At 67.6% G+C, this 22238-nt stretch carries 18 protein-coding genes; 15 read left to right on the top strand and 3 right to left on the bottom strand.

Features of this window, described 5'->3' with window-relative positions:
• Entirely contained in the window at window positions 1-912 is a 912-nt protein-coding gene (gene dapA, locus ACEN2M_RS05155; protein WP_441647065.1) for a 4-hydroxy-tetrahydrodipicolinate synthase, read from the bottom strand.
• A gap of 193 nt (window positions 913-1105) precedes the next feature.
• On the opposite strand from dapA, the gene ACEN2M_RS05150 reads away from it, so the two are divergent.
• Entirely contained in the window at window positions 1106-1903 is a 798-nt protein-coding gene (locus tag ACEN2M_RS05150) for an IclR family transcriptional regulator (RefSeq protein ID WP_441647064.1), read from the top strand.
• Window positions 1904-1939: 36 nt separating this feature from the next.
• On the opposite strand, the gene ACEN2M_RS05145 is transcribed toward ACEN2M_RS05150, so the two are convergent.
• Window positions 1940-2947 (bottom strand): LysR family transcriptional regulator, encoded by a 1008-nt coding sequence (locus tag ACEN2M_RS05145; RefSeq protein ID WP_441647063.1) that lies wholly within the window; start codon window positions 2945-2947, stop codon window positions 1940-1942.
• A 76-nt stretch (window positions 2948-3023) separates the two neighbouring features.
• Between ACEN2M_RS05145 and ACEN2M_RS05140 the strand changes: the two genes are divergently transcribed.
• The 4 genes from ACEN2M_RS05140 (at window position 3024) to ACEN2M_RS05125 (ending at window position 6380) form a co-directional block, all read left to right on the top strand.
• Complete coding sequence (locus ACEN2M_RS05140) at window positions 3024-3200, top strand: hypothetical protein (protein ID WP_441647062.1); 177 nt, start codon at window positions 3024-3026, stop codon at window positions 3198-3200.
• Between the two features lie 198 nt (window positions 3201-3398).
• Window positions 3399-4679, top strand: a complete 1281-nt coding sequence (locus ACEN2M_RS05135) for an ice-binding family protein (protein WP_441647061.1) — start codon at window positions 3399-3401, stop codon at window positions 4677-4679.
• Window positions 4680-4848: 169 nt separating this feature from the next.
• Window positions 4849-5370 carry a MarR family winged helix-turn-helix transcriptional regulator gene (locus ACEN2M_RS05130; RefSeq protein ID WP_441647060.1) on the top strand — a complete coding sequence of 174 codons (522 nt, stop codon included), beginning with the start codon at window positions 4849-4851 and terminating at the stop codon, window positions 5368-5370.
• Between the two features lie 71 nt (window positions 5371-5441).
• A complete protein-coding gene (locus tag ACEN2M_RS05125) occupies window positions 5442-6380 on the top strand; it encodes an aldo/keto reductase (RefSeq protein WP_441647059.1) in 939 nt (312 codons plus the stop codon).
• 403 nt (window positions 6381-6783) lie between these two features.
• On the opposite strand, the gene xylA is transcribed toward ACEN2M_RS05125, so the two are convergent.
• Window positions 6784-7974 (bottom strand): xylose isomerase, encoded by a 1191-nt coding sequence (gene xylA / locus ACEN2M_RS05120; RefSeq protein WP_441647058.1) that lies wholly within the window; start codon window positions 7972-7974, stop codon window positions 6784-6786.
• A 477-nt stretch (window positions 7975-8451) separates the two neighbouring features.
• Here xylA and chvE point away from each other — a divergent pair, with 477 nt between their 5' ends.
• From chvE to ACEN2M_RS05070, 10 genes are all read left to right on the top strand, one after another.
• On the top strand, window positions 8452-9573 hold the full coding sequence (gene chvE / locus ACEN2M_RS05115) for a multiple monosaccharide ABC transporter substrate-binding protein (RefSeq protein WP_441647057.1): 1122 nt from the start codon (window positions 8452-8454) through the stop codon (window positions 9571-9573).
• Between the two features lie 127 nt (window positions 9574-9700).
• On the top strand, window positions 9701-11209 hold the full coding sequence (gene mmsA, locus ACEN2M_RS05110) for a multiple monosaccharide ABC transporter ATP-binding protein (RefSeq protein WP_441647195.1): 1509 nt from the start codon (window positions 9701-9703) through the stop codon (window positions 11207-11209).
• Entirely contained in the window at window positions 11206-12432 is a 1227-nt protein-coding gene (gene mmsB / locus ACEN2M_RS05105) for a multiple monosaccharide ABC transporter permease (protein ID WP_441647194.1), read from the top strand. The genes mmsA and mmsB overlap by 4 nt, the downstream gene beginning before the upstream one ends.
• A 57-nt stretch (window positions 12433-12489) precedes the next feature.
• The gene (locus ACEN2M_RS05100; RefSeq protein ID WP_441647056.1) at window positions 12490-13707 is read left to right on the top strand and encodes an ROK family protein; all 1218 of its coding nucleotides are present in this window, start codon (window positions 12490-12492) and stop codon (window positions 13705-13707) included.
• A gap of 296 nt (window positions 13708-14003) precedes the next feature.
• The gene (locus ACEN2M_RS05095) at window positions 14004-15017 is read left to right on the top strand and encodes a LacI family DNA-binding transcriptional regulator (protein ID WP_441647055.1); all 1014 of its coding nucleotides are present in this window, start codon (window positions 14004-14006) and stop codon (window positions 15015-15017) included.
• Between the two features lie 116 nt (window positions 15018-15133).
• Entirely contained in the window at window positions 15134-16429 is a 1296-nt protein-coding gene (locus ACEN2M_RS05090; RefSeq protein ID WP_441647054.1) for an ABC transporter substrate-binding protein, read from the top strand.
• Window positions 16430-16517: 88 nt separating this feature from the next.
• A complete protein-coding gene (locus ACEN2M_RS05085; RefSeq protein WP_441647053.1) occupies window positions 16518-17498 on the top strand; it encodes a carbohydrate ABC transporter permease in 981 nt (326 codons plus the stop codon).
• Window positions 17498-18409 (top strand): carbohydrate ABC transporter permease, encoded by a 912-nt coding sequence (locus ACEN2M_RS05080; RefSeq protein WP_441647052.1) that lies wholly within the window; start codon window positions 17498-17500, stop codon window positions 18407-18409. Before ACEN2M_RS05085 ends, ACEN2M_RS05080 begins: the two co-directional genes overlap by 1 nt.
• Window positions 18410-18411: 2 nt before the next feature.
• Window positions 18412-20748, top strand: coding sequence for an alpha-xylosidase (gene yicI / locus ACEN2M_RS05075; RefSeq protein ID WP_441647051.1), 2337 nt, complete (start codon window positions 18412-18414; stop codon window positions 20746-20748).
• Complete coding sequence (locus ACEN2M_RS05070) at window positions 20748-22229, top strand: GH1 family beta-glucosidase (RefSeq protein ID WP_441647050.1); 1482 nt, start codon at window positions 20748-20750, stop codon at window positions 22227-22229. The genes yicI and ACEN2M_RS05070 overlap by 1 nt, the downstream gene beginning before the upstream one ends.
• The last annotated feature ends 9 nt before the right edge of the window (window positions 22230-22238 follow it).

Genomic DNA, 22238 nt, shown 5'->3' with positions numbered 1-22238 from the left:
CTACGCTTTCTGGGCTACGAGGCCCGGGATGTTCTCAATGTCGGCAATGACAGTGGCGAGGTTCGCGCGCAGGGCGGGCGAGAGTTCGTGGGCGGGGGCCAGGCAATAGCCCGCTTCGACGCCGGCCAGACGGAGGCCTTCCTTGAGCACCACCGGGAAGGTGGCGCTTTCCAGGGCCTTGCGGAGCGGGGCGAGGGCGAACTGGAGCTCGAGGGACCTGGCGAAGTCGCCGGCCACGTAGGAGTTGTAGATCTCCGACACCAGCCGCGGGGCGATGTTCGCCGTGCTGGCGATGGCGCCGACGGCTCCGTGGCAGAGGCCCGCGTAGATCAGGGTGTCGCGTCCGGCCACGACGGAGAAGTCATCCGGTGTGGTGCGGATGTAGTCGGCCATCAGGCTCATGTCACCGCTGGAGTCCTTGATGCCGATGATGTTGTCGATGGCGCTGAGCGTCACCGCGGTCTCCACGGCGATCTTCATGTGGGTGCGGCCTTCGTTGCCGTACAGCAGGATCGGCAGGTCGGTGGCGGCCGCGATGTTGGTGAAGTGCTCGGTGAGCTCGGACTGATTGGGCGTCATGAAGTAGGGCGTCAGCACCGACAGTGCCGAGACGCCGCCGACGGCCTGCACCATGCGAGCCGTCTTGATGCAGTCGCGGGTGGTGATTTCGCTGGCGCCGGCGTAGATCGGTACGCGAGAGTCGACGTGCTCGACGGTGACCTCGACGACGCGCTGCTTCTGGGCGTCGCTCAGGCCGTAGATCTCTCCGCTGCTGCCGAGGACGAAGATTCCGTGCACGCCGTTGTTGATGGTGAAGTCGAGAACGTCGCGCAGCGCCTGCTCGAGCAGGTCACCGTTTTCGTCGAGCGGGGTGACGAGCGCTGGGATGACTCCATGGGGTCTAAACATCATTGTTAATCCTCTCGAGGACATATCCCTCGTCTTGGTTGGCTACAGATGTAGACACTAGCTGCATCTGTGAACAAAGTCTACGATGGGGCCGTGCGGGGGCACCGGGTCTAAAGTCCCAAAGCCGGTCAAACCGCCCGGGCAGTGCGGCAGGATGGGAGCGGGTGTTCAATCCGAGTTTCTGCAGGAGTTGGTTATGGATAGCGAACTGGTCGTCGACATGGATGACGCTGACGCGCTCGGTATTCGGGAGGTCAAATCGGCTGCCCGCACCACCGACCTGCTCGACTACCTGGCCACCAAGGGCGGCGAGCCGACCCGGCTGAGGGAGATCGCCACCGCGCTGGGGGCTCCGCGCAGCAGCACATACGCGCTCCTGCGCACGCTGGTCAACCGGCAGTGGGTGAAAACGGATATCTCCGGCAACTTCTACAGCCTGGGCATCCGGGCGCTGCTGGTCGGCACGTCGTTCCTCGACGCCGACCCCTACGTGCGCGTGGTCGTTCCCGAACTCGCCCGCCTGGCCGAGCAGTTGGACGAGACCGTGCACATGGCGCGACTGGACGGCACCAATGTGGTGTACCTCGCGACCCAGGAGTCCCATCAGTACCTCAGGGTCAACTCCAGGGTGGGCCGCCGCCTGCCGGCCCACGCAACGTCTCTGGGCAAGGCGATCCTGGCCGAACAACCGGATCCGGTCCTTCCCCCGGCGCTGACGGCGCTGACCCCGCGCACCATCGTCGACCGCGCTCAGTTGCTCACGGAGTTGGGAACCGTGCGCGAGCGCGGCTTCGCCATCGACGACGAGGAGAACACCCTGGGCCTGCGCTGCTTCGGGGTTGCGCTGCGCTACAGCACCCCTGTGACCGACGCGATCAGCTGCTCGGTGCCGCTGGCCCGGTTGACCCCGGCCAGGGCGGAGGAGATCACCCAGGCGCTCACGCTGGCGCGACGCCACATCGAGGCGTCGGCGCCCGCCCAGGCCGGCTACTGAGCCCGTCCGCGTGACGGGGCCACTGCGGCCGGGCTTTTATTGGCGGGCTCCCCGCCGGGAGCGTGCAGGTGCCGTCGGTGTTCCGGCGGGGCGCTGCCCACCGGGGTGCCGGCCGCGCTGAACCTGAAGGGCGAACGCCGCCTCGGGCAGCTCGCCGTCGTTGGCGAGGTCGATGACGTGTTGCCTGAACAGCTCCGCCGAGGCCAGGAGGGTCCGGTCCGCGGGCCAGGCCAACCCGATCTCCCGCGTGGCGAGAGCGTCGTCAATCTCGATGTAGCGCACCGGCCCGGATTCTGCGTCGGCGAAGCCCTGGCCGGACGAGGGCAGAATCGCCACGCCCAGGCCCGCCGCCACGAATCCGCGCAGGGACGGCAGGTCGTCGCCCTCGAACCCGATGGACGGTTCGAATCCGGCGGCGCGGCAGAGTTGCTCGGACTGCTGGCGCAGCAGCGAGCTGGACCGCAGCATCAGGAACGACTCCTCCGCGAGTTCGCTTAAGCAGATGTGGGTGCGCTCGTTCAGCGGATGGTCGGCGGCGACGGCCAGGCGGAGGGGCTCATCCATCAGCCGCTGCCGATGGGCGCGGGTTCCGAGCGGGCGCGCCGCGGACACGACGAGGTCGGCCTCGCCGGTGGCGAGGATGGTCGCGACGACGTCGTCCTGTACCTGGAGGAGCGTGAAGGTGACGCCGGGGTGCTTCGCCCGGAAGCTGCTGACCAGGCGCGGCACCAGCCAGGTCGCCAGCGAACGCTGGAAGGCGAGCTGCACGGTGCCGGTCTCGGGGTCGACGGCCTGGGCCGCCGCGGCCAGGGCGTCGTCGAGTCTGTGCAGCATGTCGTCGACGTGTCGCTTGAATGCCGCGCCGGCCGCGGTGAGGCGCAAGGCCCGCCCGCTCTTGTGCAGCAGGGGAACACCGACCTGTTCCTCCAGCCGCGCGAGCGCCCGGGAAATACCCGGCTGGCTGACCCCCTCGAGCAGGCTGACCTCCGTCAGAGTGACTCCATCGCCGACGAGCTGGAACCATCTGAGGGTGCGTGTATTCACACCTATGACGATATTGCATGGGAAATGCGTCTTTTTGATATTGGACGCATGAGTGCGGTTGTGAAAGATTGGGGACATGACAACTTCAGCGATCACCACCCGCCTGGCTTTCTCCCCCCAGCCGCGCTTTCGGCGTGCGCTGGTTCGTGCCCTGAGCGCCTACGCGGCGCGCTGGGAAGAACACTTCATCATCATCGAAGACACCGAGCCGATGAACCGCATCGTGCCGACAGTGCGTCCCACCATCTGGTAGCTGCGCAGCACGGATGCCCGGATTCGGCAGGAGTACTGCTCCCGTCGCGTCGTGCCGAGGGGCAAAAAGCGCAATTCTGGTTTAATTTCTGACCTAGTTGCTGCATTTTGCCCCCGTTCTGGGGTAACTTGACGTACCGGGGGTCGGGCGGCGTCGTCAACGCACCATCAGCGCCCCTCGATCGCAGGCAGGCACCCGATGGTTCAGACTCCTCTCCACCGCTCACTGTTCAGGGTCTCGGCCGGAATCGGCCTCACCTCGGTGCTCGTCTTCGGTGCGACCTCGTCGGCCATGGCCGCCGTCACCACCGACGGGCCGATCAACCTCGGCACCGCCACCAGCTACGGAGTGTTGGGCGCCAGCGCCGTGACCAACACCGGCCCGACTGTCGTCGACGGCGACCTCGGGGTGTCTCCTGGCACCTCGATCACCGGATTCGGGGCCGCGCCCAACGGCACCGTGACCGGCACCGTGCACCAGACGGATGCCGCGGCGGGCGAGGCGCAGCGCGACACCACGACCGCGTACAACGTGGCCGCGGCGCTCGAGCCTACTCAGACCGGCATCACCGAGCTGGCCGGGCTGTCGCTCAGCCCGGGGGTCTACAACGGTGGCGCGCTCATCCTCTCCAACAACGGCGCCCTCACCCTCGCCGGCAGTGCCGACTCAGTGTGGGTGTTCCAGGCCGCTTCCACCCTGACCATCGGGTCGGCCACCCGCATCACCATCACCGGCGGCGCGAGCTCGTGCAACGTGTTCTGGCAGGTCGGCAGCTCCGCCACCATCGGCACCGGCGCCCAGTTCGAAGGCACAGTGCTGGCGCAGGCGTCGATCACCGCGACCACCGGCGCCACCGTCGCCGGCCGGCTCCTGGCCCGCACCGCCGCGGTCACTCTCGACACCAACCGCATCACCGCTCCCACCGGATGCGCCGCCCCCGGCACGCCGGTCGGGACGACGGCCCCGACCATCACGTCCGGAGCTGCGCCCACCGCGACCGTCGGCACCCCGTACTCGCACACCGTGACCGCGGACGGCACCCCCAAGCCGGCCTTCACCGTGACCACGGGCGCACTGCCCGCCGGACTCGCCCTCGACGAGACCACCGGCGTCATCTCCGGCACCCCCACCACCGCCGGCTCCAGCAGCTTCACGATCTCGGCGCGGAACGGCACCGCCCCCGACGCGACGGCCGACTATACGGTAGCCACCGAGCCGCAGGCTGTGGCACCGACGCCAACGACCCCCACTGTCCCGGTCGTCCCTGCCGGGGACGGCGGAACCGGTGGTGGCGGAACCGGCGGCGGCGGCGGTGCCGGCGGCGGCGGTGCCGGCGGCGGCACCGGCGCAGCGGGTGAGTTGGCCGCCACCGGCGCGCCCGGCGCACCGATGGTCGGGCTGGCCGCCCTGCTGGTCGCGGCCGGGGCCGCACTGGTGACGATGGTCGGCATCCGTCGCCGGGCCGGCGTGCAGCGGTAGCACCACGAACGGTGGGCCTCGCGAGGCCCGCCGTGCCCGCCGCCGGGCGATCGAGCACGCAACCGTGATCTCCGCCGGGCGACGGGGAGAGCCGCAGTGTGCTTCGATGGGTACCTGCGGATGTTCACCGTTCATTTCGGATGCTCGCGGACCCACTCGAAAGGTCCCCATGAGCATCAGAGATCCCGACCTCGCCGACGACGGCCCGGTCGCCGCTGTCGCCGCCGTCGCGACGGTCGCCGCCGTATCCAACGGCGTCGTCGATGCGTTCTACCTGCTGCAGAACGCCGAGGCGCTCTACCAGACCCGGTTGCGCGACCGACTGCGGCTGCGCTCCAACGAGCTCTGCGCCATGCAGTACATCTACCGACTCGAGACTCTCGGGCAGGACGTGCGGGCGCTGGATGTGACCCGCAACCTCGGCGTGACAAGCGGCGCCACGTCGGTGATCCTCTCTCACCTGGTGGAGCGCGGCTACCTCACCCGAACGATCAATCCCAAAGACGGCCGCGGCAAGCTCCTGCACCTCAGCGACGAGGCCGCGACCGCGGTCAGCCACGCCCTGGACGACAGCCGGTCCGACCTCAGCCAGATTGTGTCCGGACTGACCATCCGGGACTCGGAACGCGTCGTCGACCTGCTCGCCGCGGTGACCAAGTCGATCGAGAGCAGCGGTCACCCCGAGCCGTAGGCGCTCGGTACCCGCTGCCGGCCGCCGACGGGCGTTGGCGGCGGGTCGGCCCGGCGTACTAGCCTCGCAGGATGATCTCCCTCGACCCCCGGCCCGCCGGCGCTCTGGCGCTCCCGCTCTCCCCGCTCACCCTCGGCACCTCCGGCTGGTCGCCGCGGAGCACGGTCGACAACGACGCCACGGCAGCGCTCGCCGCCGACTGGGCTGCCGGTCGGCTCGGCACCAACGTCATCGACTCATCCAACATCTACGGCGATTCGCACTCCGAAGAGGTGATCGGGCGAGCCCTGGCCGGCACCGTCGGTGCGGGCCTGATCGTGCAGACCAAGCTCGACCGTGACCTGGCCACCAACGACTTCTCGGCAAGCCAGATGGAGCGATCCCTCCAGCAGTCCCTGGACCGGCTGGGCCTTCCCCGCGTCGACGTGCTCTTTCTGCACGATCCGGAGAACGTCGGCTTCGAGAGTGTGATGCGGCCGGGCGGCGCCGTGGACGCCCTCGTCGCGATGCGGGATCGCGGTGTGGCGGGGGCCATCGGCATCTCGGGCGGGCCGGTCTCGATGATGCGCCAATTCGTGGACACCGGCATCTTCGACGTGCTGATCAACCACAACCGCTTCACGCTGGTCGACCGGTCCGCGACGAGCCTCTACCAGGCGGCCCGTGACCGACGGATGATCGTGCAGAACGCAGCCCCGTTCGGCGCCGGCATCCTCACCGGCGACCCGCGTTTCGCCGGAACCTACGCCTACGGGCCGATCCGGCCGCAAACCCAGACCGCCGTCGACGCCGCCAGCCGGATCGCGGCAGAGGCCGGGATCCCGCTCGCCGCGCTGGCCCTGCAATTCAGCCTGCGGCATCCACTCATCGACACCACAGTGGTGGGGCTGCGCACCCGGGAGCGCTTCGATGAGACCGTCGCGCACGCCCAGATCCACGTGCCGGATGCCGTCTGGGCCGAGCTGGACGCGATCGCGCCGTCATCCGACATCGGCGTCGACGCCGCCTGAGCTCGGCGCGCGGGTCAGGCGCCGGTGGGCGTGTGGCGCGCCACCCGCAGAGCGGCGTGTGCCCCGCATAGCTCCGCCGGACCCGCATGGCGGCGTGTGCCCCGCATAGCGGCGTGTGCCCCGCATAGCTCGGCGCGCGGGTCAGGCGCCGGTGGGCGTGTGGCGCGCCACCCGCAGAGCGGCGCCGCACCCGCATAGCTCCGCCGCACTCGCGCAGCTCCGCCTCGAGCACACCACCCGATGCCACCCGCCCGGATGCCATCCGACCGGATGCCATCCGACCGGATGCCACCCGGCCGGATGCCACCCCACCGGACGCCACCCCACCGGGCGCACAAAACCCCGGCCAGGAGGACCTGGCCGGGGCGGATGGTGCTGGTGGAGCGGGTTGAGGCTGTGGTGCCTAGCGGGCGCCGAGCAGGTGCTCGAGGGCCAGCTGCTGCAGGCGAACGAAGCCGAAGCCCTTGCCGCCGAAGTACTCCTCGGGGGCGAAGTCCTCGTAGGCGCTCTTGTCGGCGAGGAAGTCGTCGTAGCTCTCGCCGGCGGCCAGGGTGGTCTCGCTCAGTTCCGGCACGCGCGACGCGGCCAGCTGCTCCTGCACCTCGGGGTCGGCGCGGAAGGCCGCGGCACGCTCCTTGAGCAGCAGGTAGGTGCGCATGTTCGCGGCTGCGGAGTCCCAGACACCCGTGATGTCCTCGGTGCGGCTCGGCTTGTAGTCGAAGTGACGGGGGCCGTCGTAGGACGGGCCGCCGTTCGGGCCGCCGTTTTCGAGCAGGTCCACGAGCGAGAACGCGTTCTGCAGGTCGCCGTGCCCGAAGACCAGGTCCTGGTCGTACTTGATGCCGCGCTGGCCGTTGAGGTCGATGTGGAACAGCTTGCCCTGGTAGAGCGCCTGGGCGATGCCGGCGGTGAAGTTGAGCCCGGCCATCTGCTCGTGGCCCACCTCGGGGTTGACGCCGACCAGTTCGGGGCGCTCGAGGGTGGTGATGAACGCCATGGCGTGACCGACCGTGGGCAGCAGGATGTCGCCGCGCGGTTCGTTGGGCTTGGGCTCGATGGCGAAGCGGATGTCGTAGCCCTTGTCGGTGACGTAGTCGCCGAGCAGGTTGACGGCCTCGCGGTAGCGGTCGAGGGCCGAGCGGATGTCCTTGGCGGCGTCGTACTCGGCGCCCTCGCGGCCGCCCCACATCACGAAGGTCTTGGCACCGAGCTCGGCGGCGAGGTCGAGGTTGCGCATCACCTTGCGGAGGGCGAACCGGCGTACGGCGCGGTCGTTCGAGGTGAAGCCGCCGTCCTTGAACACCGGGGCACTGAAGAGGTTGGTGGTGATCATCGGCACGATGACGCCGGTGTCGGCGAGAACCTGCTTGAGGCGGTCGATCTCCGTCTGGCGGGCGGCATCCGTGGAGCCGAAGGCGAAGAGGTCGTCGTCATGGAAGGTCAGGCCGTATGCGCCGAGTTCGGCGAGCTTGGTGACGGCTTCGACGGTGTCGAGGTGCGGACGGGTCGGTCCGCCGAACGGGTCGGACCCGTTGTAGCCGATGGTCCAGAGGCCGAACGAGAACTTGTCGGCGGGGGTGGGGATAAGGGACATGAATAGTGCTCCGATTCAGCTTCGTTGGCGATTTGTTGCAATTACCAACATATTACACGAGACGACCCGGTTCGTACAGTTGGGGATTGGCGGCGGTGCAAAACACCCGGCCACAACTTATTGCCGCAACCGTCGTCCTGGCCGCTCCGCACGGCGTCGGCGGCGGGAGCGGTTTCGACGTTTTGCCCCACAAATTCGTTGAATTCACCGGTTTGCCGAGATGACGACCCCCCGAACGCGGCCATTTCGGAATTGCCACTTGCGAAACCGTTCCAGGCTGAGATAAGTTCTGTCCGTCAACAAAGGCCGCATTTGTGCGGTGGGTCAATCACAGCGATGTCCCGTTACAAGGAGGTAACCCTGACGCGCGCTCGCCCACTGCGGGGAGAGCGGGTGACAAGTTTTCCTCCTCTGGCAGTCCACCGGCTTACCGGGGACTGCGGTGACTGGCAGCTCTCAGAGAGGAAAGCTCCAAAAATGTCCAAGACCAAGAAAATTCTCGCCCTCGCGGCCGCAGGCGTCTTCGCCCTGTCGCTCGCGTCCTGCGCCAGCGACAGCGGATCGACCGGAGGCGGCGAGGCAGCCGCCGGCGGCGACTGCAACGTCGGTGTGTCCATGCCCACCCGTTCCCTGGAACGCTGGATCAACGACGGCGAGCAGCTCAAGTCGCTGCTCGAGGAGGCCGGCTGCACCGTCGACCTGCAGTACGCCGACAACAAGACCGACCAGCAGATCAGCCAGATCCAGAACCAGGTCGCCGGCGGATCGAACATCCTCGTCGTGGCCGCAGTCGACGGACAGGTGCTCGCACCGGTTCTCGCCGAGGCCAAGAAGCAGGACGCCACCGTCATCGCCTACGACCGCCTGATCAACGGCACCCCGGATGTCGACTACTACGCGACGTTCGACAACTACAAGGTGGGCCAGCTCCAGGGCGAGTTCATCGAGACCCAGCTCGACCTGGCCAACGCGACCGGGCCGATCTCGATCGAACCGTTCGCCGGCAGCCCCGACGACAACAACGCCAAGTTCTTCTTCTCCGGCGCCTGGGACGTTCTGCTTCCCTACGTGGAGAGCGGCGTCCTCGTTGTTCCGAGTGGCCAGTCGCCCGCGTCCAACGACGACTGGGCCTCGATCGGCATCCAGGGCTGGGCCAGCGACAAGGCGCAGTCCGAAATGGACAACCGCCTGTCGTCCTTCTACACCGGCGGCGACAAGGTCGACGTGGTGCTCTCCCCGAACGACAGCCTGGCCATCGGCATCGAGGCCTCGCTGAAGTCAGCCGGATACGCACCCGGCGCCGACTACCCGCTGATCACCGGACAGGACGCCGACAAGGCCAACGTCAAGGCGATCCTCGACGGCGAGCAGTCCATGACGGTCTGGAAGGACACCCGCACGCTCGGCAAGCAGGTATTCGACATGATCCAGGAGATCGTTGCCGGCGACGAGGTCACCGTGAACGACACGAAGACCTACGACAACGGCGAGAAGGTCGTCCCGTCGTTCCTGCTCGACCCCGAGGTCGTTGTCAAGGACGATGTGCAGACCAAGCTCATCGACTCCGGCTTCATCAAGGCAGCGGACGTCGGACTCTAACGAGCCGTTCTCAGTCGGCCTGCTCGTCCGGAGCAGGCCGGTCGCTTAGACGGGCACCCGGGAAACCGGGTGCCCGGTCCACCCAGCAAAACAGGAGAGCGCAGTGGAGCATTCGATCATCCTCAGGATGAACAACATCGTGAAGGACTTCAACGGGGTGAAGGCCCTCGACGGGGTATCCCTCGAGGTCACGAGGGGGCAGGTGCACGGCATCTGCGGGGAGAACGGCGCGGGCAAGTCCACGCTGATGAAGGTTCTCAGCGGGGTCTACCCGGTCGGCAGTTTCGACGGCAGCATCGAGTTCGAGAACCACGAGGTGGCCTACAAGACCATCAACGACAGCGAGCACGACGGCATCGTCATCATCCACCAGGAACTCGCGCTGAGCCCGTACCTGTCGATCGCCGAGAACATCTTCCTCGGCAATGAGAACGCCACCCGCGGGGTGATCGACTGGAACAAGACCAACCGCGACGCCGCACTGCTCCTGGCCAGGGTCGGCCTCGACGAGAACCCGGCCACGAAGATCCTCGAACTCGGTGTGGGCAAGCAGCAGCTCGTCGAGATCGCCAAGGCGCTGTCCAAGCGGGTCAAGTTGCTCATCCTGGACGAGCCCACCGCCGCCCTGAACGATGAGGACTCCACCCACCTGCTGGGCCTGATCGACCATCTGCGCACGCAGGGCATCACCTGCATCATCATCTCCCACAAGCTCAAGGAGATTAAGCGCATCGCCGACACCGTCACGGTGATCCGGGACGGCAAGACCATCGAGACCATCGACATGAACGGTCCGGATGCCACCGAGGCGCACATCATCCGCGCCATGGTCGGCCGCGACCTGAACAACCTCTTCCCGCCGCGGGAGCCCGCAATCGGCAAGGAGGTGCTGCGCGTGGAGAACTGGACGGTGCACCACCCCGTCGACGTGGCCCGCAAGGTCGTCGACGGCGCATCCTTCACCGTCAAGGCCGGCGAGATCGTCGGTTTCGCCGGGCTCATGGGCGCCGGCCGCACCGAACTGGCGATGAGCCTGTTCGGCCACTCCTATGGCACCAACATCTCCGGCACCGTCTTCAAAGACGACAAAGAGATCCAGATGCGCACCGTGGGGGAGGCGATCGAGCACGGCTTCGCCTACGCCACCGAGGACCGCAAACGCTACGGCCTCAACCTGATCGGCGACATCACGGTGAACGTCTCGGCCGCGGCGTTGGCCAAGCTGGCCAAGTACGGCGTGATCGACAAGCACCGGGAGTACAAGGTCGCCGACTCCTACCGGCAGAAGATGAACATCAAGGCCCCGTCGGTCGCGTCGATCACCGGCAAGCTCTCCGGCGGCAACCAGCAGAAGGTCGTGCTGTCGAAGTGGATCTTCTCCGGCCCCGACGTGCTCATCCTCGACGAACCCACCCGCGGCATCGACGTGGGCGCCAAGTATGAAATCTACGGAATCATCAACGAACTCGCGGCTCAGGGCAAGGCGGTCATCGTGATCTCCTCCGAACTGCCCGAGCTGATCGGCATCTGCGATCGCATCTACGCGATCTCGGAAGGAAAACTCACCGGTGAGGTCGCCAAGGCCGACGCCTCGCAGGAAACCCTCATGCACTACATGACCGCAGGAAAGGACTGAGCGCGATGACCATCACCACGCCAGCGAGCAAAGCGCCCACCGAACCCCCCGTGAGGCGTCGCATCCCCAAGCTCTCGATCAACCTTCGCCAGTACGGCATCGTGGCGGCCCTCGCCGTGATCGTCATCCTGTTCCAGATCCTCACCGACGGGCGTCTCCTGCTGCCCGGCAACGTGAACAACCTCATCCAGCAGAACGCGTACGTGCTGATCCTCGCGATCGGCATGGTCATCGTGATCATCGCCGGTCACATCGACCTGTCGGTGGGATCGGTCGTGGCCATGGTGGGCGCCGTCGCGGCGATCAGCATGAACAACTGGGGCCTGCCCTGGTGGGGCGCGGTCATCGTGTCACTGCTGGTCGGCGCCCTGGTCGGCGCCTGGCAGGGCTACTGGGTGGCCTTCGTGGGCATCCCGGCGTTCATCGTCACCCTGGCCGGCATGCTCATCTTCCGCGGCCTCACCCTGGTGCTGCTCACCGGCGGCACCATCAGCGGCCTGCCGGCCGAGTTCACCGCCATCGGCGCCGGTTGGCTGCCCTCGTACCTGGGCGAACTGGGCGGGCGCGACGTGCTCACCCTGGCCCTGGGCGTGCTGACCGCCGTGGCCCTGATCGTCTTCCAGCTGCGCACCCGGGCCACCCTGTCCAGGCTCGACCTGCCGCGCGAGCCGATCGCGTCGATGTGGACCAAGAACGGCATCGCCGCGATCGCGATCATCTGGTTCGCCTGGCTGCTCAGCGACTACAGCGGCACCCCGATCATCCTGATCGTGCTCGCCGCGCTCATCCTGATCTACAACTTCGTGCTCAACCGCACGGTGTTCGGCCGCCACGTCTACGCCATGGGTGGCAACCTCTTCGCCGCCGTGATGAGCGGCGTGAAGACCAAGTGGGTCAACTTCTACATCTTTGTGAACATGGGTGTGCTGGCCGGTCTGGCCGGTGTGGTCTCGACCGCTCGCGCCGGTGGTGCTGTGGCCTCGGCCGGGCAGAACTACGAGCTCGACGCGATCGCGGCCGTCTTCATCGGTGGCGCGGCCGTGCAGGGTGGCGTCGGCACCGTCGTCGGCGCCGTGGTCGGTGGCCTGGTGATGGGCGTGCTCAACATGGGCCTGTCGATCCTCTCGGTGGATGCCGCCTGGCAGATGACGATCAAGGGGCTGGTGCTCCTGCTCGCCGTGGCGTTTGATATCTTCAACAAGCGGCGCGCTGGAGGACGATAACACTGACGCCCCCGACGAATCGTCGGGCACCGCACCCGAGAGGACCGTGACCCACCCGTGAGCCAAGCGCCACCCACCCTGGGGGTTCGGGGCGGCACCAGCAATGACCAGCTGCGCAGGTACAACCTGTCGATGGTCATGACGATGCTGCACCACGCCGGCGGCTGTTCCCGGGCCGACCTCACCAAGCAGACCGGGCTGAACCGGTCGACGATCGCGGCCCTCGTGGCCGAGCTCGTCGACCTGGGGATGGCCTTCGAGGTGGAGCCGGAGAACGTGGTGGGCCGAGTGGGCCGGCCCAGCCCCCAGGTGGTGCCCAACCCGGGGTTGGCCGCGATCGCGGTGAACCCCGACGTCGACGCCATCACCGTGGGGCTCGTGGGCCTGGGTGGCGAGGTGATTCGGCGCATCCGGTTCGACACCACCCGGGTGCCCACGGTGGCGGAGGCCATCAATGCGATCAAGGCCATCGTCGACGGCATGCGCGGTGAGATCGACCAGAGCTACAGCATCACCGGCGTGGGCCTGGCGGTGCCGGCCCTGGTGAACTCGGAGGACGGCAGGGTGCTGCTGGCCCCGCACCTGGGCTGGCGCGACGCCGACCTGGCCCGCGACCTGGCCCGGGTGCTGGAGTACCCGGTCTTCGCCGGCAACGACGCCAGCCTCGGCGCGATCGCCGAGAGCATGTTCGGCGCCGCCCGCGGCATCGACGACCTCGTCTACCTCAATGGCAGCGCCAGCGGCATCGGCGGCGGCCTGATCATCGGCGGCTCGCCGTTACGCGGCACCAGCGGTTATGCGGGGGAGCTGGGCCACACCCTGGTGAACAGCGCCGGGGTGCGCTGCCACTGCGGCCGGATCGGCTGTCTCGAGACCGAGGTGAGCATGGCCCGCCTGCTGGCGGTGCTGAAGCTGCCCCGCGCCGACCAGGACGATCTCGACATTGCGCTCGGCGTCTCCCGCGATCCGGCCGTACTGGCCGAGGTGCGCCGCCAGATCGAGCTGCTCTCCGAGGCCATCTCCAACTTCGTGAACCTGTTCGACCCCGAGATGGTGGTGCTCGGCGGGTTCCTCGGTTCACTGCTGTCGGTGGGCCGGGAGCAGCTCACCGCCGCGATGATCGTGCGCTCGATGAGCAGCATCGGCCACACCGTGGCCATCGAACGGGCGAGCCTCGGCTCGCGCCTGCTGATGGTGGGCGCCGCCGAGCTGGCCTTCGCCGACATGCTGGATGACCCGGCCGGTTTCGTGCGCGGCCGCGCCGCCCACCGCTAGCCGCCCGCCCCCACCCTGCCCCTGCCCACAACTGTTCCCGACACGGAGACCTGCGGCCGGCGCACCGGCGCAAGTGTGCGATTCGGCACCAGCTGGTGGGCACGCCGCCCGGACGCCCAGCCGATTTGTCGTCAATCACCACAAATCAGTTGCGGAAGTGAGGATACCTGTCGTAAGCTCCCTGCAGGCCAGTCGAAACGTTTAGCTTCGACGGCACCCGGGGGACATGCCCGAGAGCCAGGCCCCGACACCGACCGACGCACCAACCGACAATCCCGACCGACGATGGAGTCCCGATGGCCAACATTCACGACGTGGCACGCGTCGCTGGAGTGTCGATCAGCACGGTCTCCTATGCCCTCAGCGGCAAGCGCTCGATCGCGGCATCCACCAAGCAACGCATCGACAAGGCCGTTCTCGAACTCGACTACCGGGCCAACGCCGGAGCGCGGATGCTCAAGGGCGCCCGCACCCAGATCCTGGCGCTGAGCGCCCCGCTGCACGCCGGCACCCACGCCCCCGCGCACATGGCCTTCGTGCTCGCGGTGGTCACGGCCGCCCGCACGTACGACTACGACGTGCTCCTGCTCACCCAGGACGAGGCCACCAGCGGCCTCCGCAGGGTCGCGCGCAGCTCGCTCGTCGATGGCATCGTGCTGCTGGACGTCTCCACCGCAGACCCTCGCACCGACCTGGTGCGGGTGCTCGGCCTGCCCGCCACGGTGATCGGCATCCCCAACGACACCGACGGGCTCACCTGCGTCGACCTCGACTTCGAAGAGGCCGCTGTGCTGGCGGTGCGCCGCCTGGTCGACCTCGGTCACCGCGAGATCGGCCTGATCGGTCAGGCGCCGCTGGTGTACGAGCGCGGCTCGAACTTCCCGCCCCGCTTCCGGGACGCGTTCCTGGCCGAGGCCGCCCGCCTGGGCGCAACCGTGGCGTTCACCCCCGCGCCCGAGGAATCGGCCGGCGTCAGGGCCGCCTTCGAGGGCCTGACCGCCTCCCTCCCCGCCATGACCGGTCTGGTGCTGCACTGCAACGAGCCCGTCCAGTCCATGGTGCTCGAGCTGCTCAGCCAGCGCGGCATCAGCGTGCCGAACGACCTCTCGGTCATTTCGGCCTGCTCCAGTTTCGCCACCGACCACCTCAACCCGCCGCTCGACGTGATCCCGCTGCCCGCTGACCAATCCTGCACTCGCGCAATCGAGCTCACGATGGCCCAGCTGGCCGGCGGCGCCGAGCCCCACGTCGAGTTCATCGAACCGACGTACGTCGAGCTCGGCTCGACCTCCGCCCGCCCCCGCCCCTAGTCGCCCCCGAAAGGTCAGTTTTTTCGCATCCGCACCATCGAAACGTTTCGATTCTGACTCGCTTCACCCCCCCCCGCAGTACACAGCCCGATCAATCCCTACAAGGAAGTAGAACAGTGAAGAAAACCAAGAGAACCCTCGCCGGTGTCGCCGTCCTCGGTGTCAGCGCCCTCCTGCTCAGCGGATGCTCGGCCGGCGCCTCCGAGGCCGACGCCAACACCCTCAAGCTCTGGCACTTCGAGAGCGAGACCAGCGCGATGGGTATCGCCTGGGAGGAAGCCATCAAGGTCTTCGAAGAAGAGACCGGAGCCACCGTGGAATTCGAAGAGAAGAGCTTCGAGCAGATCCGCTCCACCGCCAGCCAGGTGCTCAACTCCGACGAAGCCCCCGACATCCTCGAATACAACAAGGGCAACGCCACCGCCGGCCTGCTCGCCAGCCAGGGCCTGCTCACCGACCTCGACGAGGCCGTGGACGAATTCGGCTGGGACGACGCCCTCGCCCCGTCGCTGCAGACCACCGCGCGTTACGACGAAGACGGCATCATGGGCTCCGGGCCGTTCTACGGTGTGCCCAACTACGGCGAGTTCGTGGAGATGTACTACAACAAGGACATGTTCGCGGCCGCAGGCCTCGAGGTGCCCACCACGGTTGCCGAGCTGGAGACCGTCATGAAGGCGTTCACCGACCAGGGCATCACCCCGCTGGCCGAATCGGCCGCGGAGTACCCGCTCGGCCAGCTCTGGTACCAGCTCGCCCTCACCAAGGCTGACCGCAGCTTCGTCGACGACTACCAGCTCTACACCGGCGACGTCGACTGGAGCGGCCCCGAGCTGAGCTACGCGACCGAGACCGTGAAGGACTGGACCGACGCCGGCTACATCTCCACCGACGCCACCGGCTTCAAGGCAGAGGATGCCGGCACCGCGTTCATCAACGGCACTTACCCGATCTTCTACTCGGGTTCCTGGTGGCACAACCGCTTCACCACCGAGGCCACCGGCTTCGAGTGGGGCACCTTCCTCTTCCCCGAGGCCGAGATGTCGCCAGGCTCGGCCGGCAACATGTGGGTCGTTCCGGAGAAGGCCGCCAACAAGGAGCTCGCCTACGAGTTCATCGACATCACGATGCGCCCCGAGATCCAGGCCCTGATCGGCAACAACGGCGGCATCCCCGTCGCCGCCGAGACCGCCGACATCACCGACCCGAAGAGCCAGGAACTGATCGGCAACTTCAACATCCTCACCGAACGGGACGGCATCGCGTTCTACCCGGACTGGCCCACCGCCACGTTCTACGACGAACTGAACGCCGGCCTGCAGGAACTCATCAACGGCACCAAGTCACCCGCTGACGTCAACGAACAGCTGGGCGGTCAGTACCAGTCCGGCGTCGACGACATCGTCGGCTAACACCGCCGGATTCACCCAGCACGACTCGCAGTATCCGGCCAGGGGCCCTCTGCGGCCCCTGGCCCCCACTCGCAGAGAAGGAAATCGCATGACGAAAGCATCTGTAGCCGATGCGCCCGTTGTCGCTCGGAAGACCGGCGGCACACCGCCCGCCAGGCTGAGCCTCATCCCGGGAAGCAACCCCAGAACCTTCTGGATCTACCTCGTGCCCGGCCTCGCGCTGCTCACGCTCATCATCGTCGTTCCGCTGATCTGGAACATCTATCTCACCTTCACCGACTACCGGGGCATCAAGCCGCCGGAGTGGGTGGGCCTGGAGAACTGGGTCAAGCTGGCCGGCGACACCACCTTCTGGACCTCGTTCAGCAACTCGATCGCCATGATCGTCGCCATGGTGGTTGTGCCCACCCTGCTCGGTCTCGTGCTCGCCGCCATGCTGTTCGACCTGATCGGCAAGAAGTTCGGCGGCAAGATCGCCAGCTTCCTGCGCGCCACCTACTACCTGCCGCAGATCCTGCCCGGCGTGGTCGCCGCCATCGTGATCGGCTGGATCCTGCGCCCGCAGAACGGCGCCCTCAACCAGGTGCTCGAAGGCGTCGGCCTGGGCGGCCTCGCCCAGAACTGGCTCGGCAACCCCGACACCGCCCTGCCCAGCATCATGGTCATCATGATCTGGGTGCAGCTCGGCTACCCGATCGTGATCTTCATGGCCGCGCTGCAACGCGTGGACCCCGAACTCTACGAGGCCGCCGAACTCGACGGCGCCAACTGGATCCAGCGCTTCCGCGCCATCACGGTTAGCATCATCCGGCCCGAGATCTTCGTGGTCACCCTCACCTGCACGATCGCCGCCCTCAAGGTCTTCGGCCCGATCTACACGCTCACCGGCGGCGGCCCCGGCACCTCCACCATCGTGCCGGCCTACTACGCGTACAGCGAGTTCTTCCAGTCCCAGCAGGTGGGCTACGGCGCCACCATCGCCACCGCACTCACCATCGTCATCGCCGCCGTCTCTGTCGTCTTCCTCATGGCCCAGACCCGACTCGAGCGCCAGGAAGAGGAACGCTAATGACCACCACCATCCTCGACGAGGCAGCCCAGGCTCCCGTCACCGGCGCTCCGGCCCGCCAGCCCAGAAAGCGACGCAGCAGCACCACCCGCAAGACCCTCGGCGACTGGATGATCCTCGTGGTCGCCATCCTGATCGGCCTGCTCATCGCCGTGCCGTTCTTCCTCATCCTGATCAACTCGTTCAAGTCGCCCGCCGACTACAACACGGCCGGCCCGCTGACCCTGCCCACCGACCTGTACTTCGATGGCATGATCAACTTCTGGCAGCGCGTGGACTTCCCGGAGAAGCTGTGGAACAGCTTCTTCATCTCCAGCGTCGTCGCCGTCCTGGCCGTGCTGATCTCGCTGCTGAACGCGTTCGCGCTCGGCATCGGCCGGGTGCGCGGACGCACCTGGATCGTGCTGCTGATCCTGCTGGCCAACATGCTGCCGCAGGAAGTGCTGCTCTACCCGCTCTACTTCATGTTCAAGAGCGTGGGGCTGTACGACAACCAGTGGGCCGTGATCATCATCTTCGTGGTCATCCAGAGCGCCTTCGGCACCTACCTGCTCGCCAGCGTGCTCGGCACCTTCCCCAAGGAGATCCTCGAGGCGGCGTCGCTGGACGGCGCGAACAAGTGGACGATGCTCTGGCGCGTGGTGTACCCGATCACCAAACCCACCCTGAGCGTGCTGGTGATCTTCTTCTTCATCTGGACCTGGAACGAGTTCCTCATCCCGCTGACCTTCCTGGTCAGCAACGCGAGCCAGACCGTCCCGGTCTCCATCGCGGTGCTGCAGGGCGACCGGCTGATGGACGTCACCACCACGAGCGCCTCGGCGCTGCTGGGCCTTCTGCCCACCCTGATCTTCTTCCTCATCTTCCAACGCACCCTCACCAGGGGCATCACCGCAGGAGCAGTCAAGTAGATATGAAATTCACCGATGGTTTCTGGCACACCCGTCCCGGCGTCACCGCGTTCTACGCGCAAGAGGCCTACGACGTCGAACAGGTGGGCACCGCCCTGCGGGTCTCCGCCCCGACGAAGGTGATCGAACGCCGCGGCGACGTGCTCAACCGGGCGATGCTCACCGTCACCCTCACCTCCCCGCTGGAGGGCATCATCAAGGTGCGCGTCGAACAGCACACCGGCACCGCCACCGGCCCGGGCTTCGAGCTCGTCGGCGCAGAACCGGATGCCGGCGACATCGTGATCGACGCCACCGGCGGCACCCTCACGTCCGGCCCGCTCACCGCCCGCGTGGCGCTGGGCGCCCCGTTCAACCTGAGCTTCGAGGCAGACGGCACGACCCTCACCGAGAGCGGCCACAAGTCGATCGGGCACATGCAGCTCGCGCCGGGCGCGCCGATCTCGGCCGAACCGACCGGGGTGTCCGGCGTCACCAGCACCGGCCTCGCCCCGGCTGCCAGCTACACGCACGCCCAGCTCTCCCTCGGCGTCGGCGAACTGGTCTACGGCCTCGGCGAGCGCTTCGGCCCGCTGATCAAGAACGGCCAGACCATCGACATCTGGAACGCCGACGGCGGCACCTCCAGCGAGCAGTCCTACAAGAATGTGCCGTTCTACCTCACCAACCGCGGCTACGGCGTGCTGGTCAACCACCCGGAGCACGTCTCCTACGAGGTCGGCACCGAATCCGTCGAACGGGTGCAGTTCTCCGTGGCCGGCCCGGCCATCGAATACCTCGTGATCTACGGCCCCACCCCCAAGGACGTGCTCGAGCGCTACACCCGGCTCACCGGCCGCCCCGCCCGGGTGCCGGCCTGGTCCTACGGGCTGTGGCTGTCGACCTCCTTCACCACCCAGTACGACGAGGCCACCGTCAACAGCTTCATCGACGGTATGGCCGAGCGCGACCTGCCGCTCTCCGTCTTCCACTTCGACTGCTTCTGGATGCGCGAATTCAACTGGACCGACTTCGAGTGGGACCCCCGGGTGTTCCCGGACCCCGAGGGCATGCTCGCCAGGCTGCACGAGAAGAACCTGCACGTGAGCGCCTGGATCAACCCGTACATCGCCCAGCGCGCCGGCATCTTCGCCGAGGCCGCCGCCGCCGGCTACCTGGTGAAGAAGGCCAACGGCGACGTCTGGCAGTGGGACTTCTGGCAGGCCGGCATGGCCCTGGTCGACTTCACCAACCCCGCCGCCGTCACCTGGTTCCAAGACAAGCTGCGCGGCCTCTTCGCGCAGGGCGTCGACGCCATCAAGACCGACTTCGGCGAGCGCATCCCCACGGACGTGGTGTGGCACGACGGTTCGTCGCCCGAGGTCATGCACAACCTGTACACCCAGCTCTACAACAAGGCCGTCTTCGAGGTGCTGCAGGAACACCGCGGCGAGGGCGACGCGGTGCTGTTCGCCCGTTCCGCCACCGTCGGCGGGCAGATGCAGCCGGTGCACTGGGGCGGAGACAACTCCTCCAGCTACGAGTCGATGGCCGAGACCCTGCGCGGCGGGCTCTCGCTGGCGTTTTCCGGCTTCGGCTACTGGAGCCACGACATCGGCGGCTTCGAGGGCATGCCGGACCCGGCCGTCTTCAAACGCTGGTTGGCCTTTGGGTTGCTCTCCAGCCACTCCAGGCTGCACGGCTCCACCAGCTACCGGGTGCCGTGGCTCTTCGACGACGGCCGGGAAGAGCCCGGCCAGAGCGCCGTCGACGTCACGCGGGTGTTCACCAAGCTCAAGCTCACGCTGATGCCCTACCTCTACCAGGTGGGCCTCGAGGCGCACGAGGTGGGCGCCCCGTTCATGCGGCCCATGCAGCTCGAGTTCCCGCAGGACCCCGCCGTGGACTACCTCGACCGGCAGTACATGCTCGGCGCCGACCTGCTCGTTGCCCCGGTGTTCAGCGAATCCGGCGACGTGCAGTACTACCTGCCGACCGGCACCTGGACGAACTACCTGACCGACGAGGTCGTCACGGGGCCCGTCTGGCGCCGGGAGACCCACGCCTTCGACAGCATCCCGCTGTGGGTGCGCGGGGGAGCGGTGCTGGCCACCGGAGCCAGGGACGACAGGCCCGACTACGACTACACCGACCAGCCCCTCATCACGGTCTACCCCGGCGAGCGCACCGGCACCCGCACCGTTACGGTGGCCAATCCCCTCGACGGCAGCCACATCACCGTCACCATCACAGTCTCGAACGACGACACCGTGCTCACCAGCGATTCGGATGCCCCCTTCCGGGCCCGCCTCGCCGGCGGCGAGATCGTCGCCTCCACCGACCGAAAGGCCACAGTCTGATGACTTCCAGCTCCACCGTTCCCCCCACCACCGCACCCAACGCAGCCACCGCCGGTTCGCCCGACTACCGCGACGCCGGGCTCGTCTTCCCGGAGTCGTTCCTGTTCGGCTCCGCCACTGCCAGCTACCAGATCGAGGGCGCCTTCGACGAGGACGGCCGCGGCCCCTCGATCTGGGACACCTTCAGCCACACCCCCGGCAAGGTCTGGAACGGCGACACCGGCGACGTGGCCTCCGGTCACTATCACCGACTCGAGCAGGACCTGGACATGATGGTGTCGCTGGGCCTGCAGGCGTACAGGTTCTCCATCGCCTGGTCGCGCATCCAGCCCACCGGCCGGGGACCGGCCAACCCGAAGGGGCTCGAGTTCTACGGGCGCCTGATCGACGGGTTGATCGCCCGCGGCATCCGCCCCATCGTCACGCTCTACCACTGGGACCTGCCGCAGGCGCTCGAGGACGAGGGCGGCTGGACCAACCGGGCCACCGCCTACGCGTTCGCGGACTACGCGACGATCCTGGGCGCCGCGTTCGGCGACCGGGTCGACACCTGGACCACGCTGAACGAACCCTGGTGCTCCGCCTACCTCGGCTACGGCTCCGGCGCCCACGCGCCCGGCCGCACCGACGGCGCCGAGGCGCTCACCGCCGTGCACCACCTCAACCTGGCCCACGGCCTGGCCATCCTGGCGCTGAAGCCCCTGGTCACCAACGACCCCGATTTCTCGATCACCCTCAACCTGCACGTGCTGCGCGGCGAGGGTGAGAGCGGTCCGGAGGCCGTGCGGCAGATCGACGCGCTGGCCAACCGGGCGTTCCTCGGCCCGCTGCTCACCGGCGCCTACCCGGCCGACCTGCTGGAGGACACCGCGGGCATCACGGACTGGGCGTTCATCCTGCCCGGCGACACCGCGATCATCAACCAGCCCCTGGACGTGCTCGGGGTCAACTACTACTCCACCACCCTGGTGCGGATGTGGGACGGCGAGACGCCCAGGCAGAACGACGACGGCCACAAGGACGTCGGCGGTTCGCCCTGGCCAGGTGCCGACAGGGTGGAGTTCCTCGGCCAGCCCGGCCCGTACACCGAGATGGGTTGGAACATCGACCCGTCCGGTCTGGAAGACCTGCTCGTCGCCCTGCACGAGGAGTACCCGGACCAGCCGCTCATGGTCACCGAGAACGGGGCGGCGTTCGCCGACACCGTGGTGCAGACCGAGGACGGCCCCCGGGTGCACGACACCGAGCGCACCGACTACCTGCGCCGGCACTTCACCGCCGCGCACCGGGCGATGGCCCGCGGGGTGGACCTCCGCGGCTACCAGGTGTGGTCGCTGATGGACAACTTCGAGTGGGGCTACGGCTACTCCAAGCGCTTCGGCATCGTGCACGTGGACTACGACACCCTGGTGCGCACCCCCAAGGACAGCGCCCGCTGGTACGCAGAGCTCGTGGCCACCCGCACCCTCCCGGCCGCCTAGCGCCGGCCC

This window comes from Cryobacterium sp. W22_MBD10_FK3, assembly GCF_052113745.1.
GTDB lineage: Bacteria > Actinomycetota > Actinomycetes > Actinomycetales > Microbacteriaceae > Cryobacterium.
The sequence above is the reverse complement of the archived record's forward strand: the minus strand, read 5'-3'. Positions and strand labels throughout refer to the sequence as shown.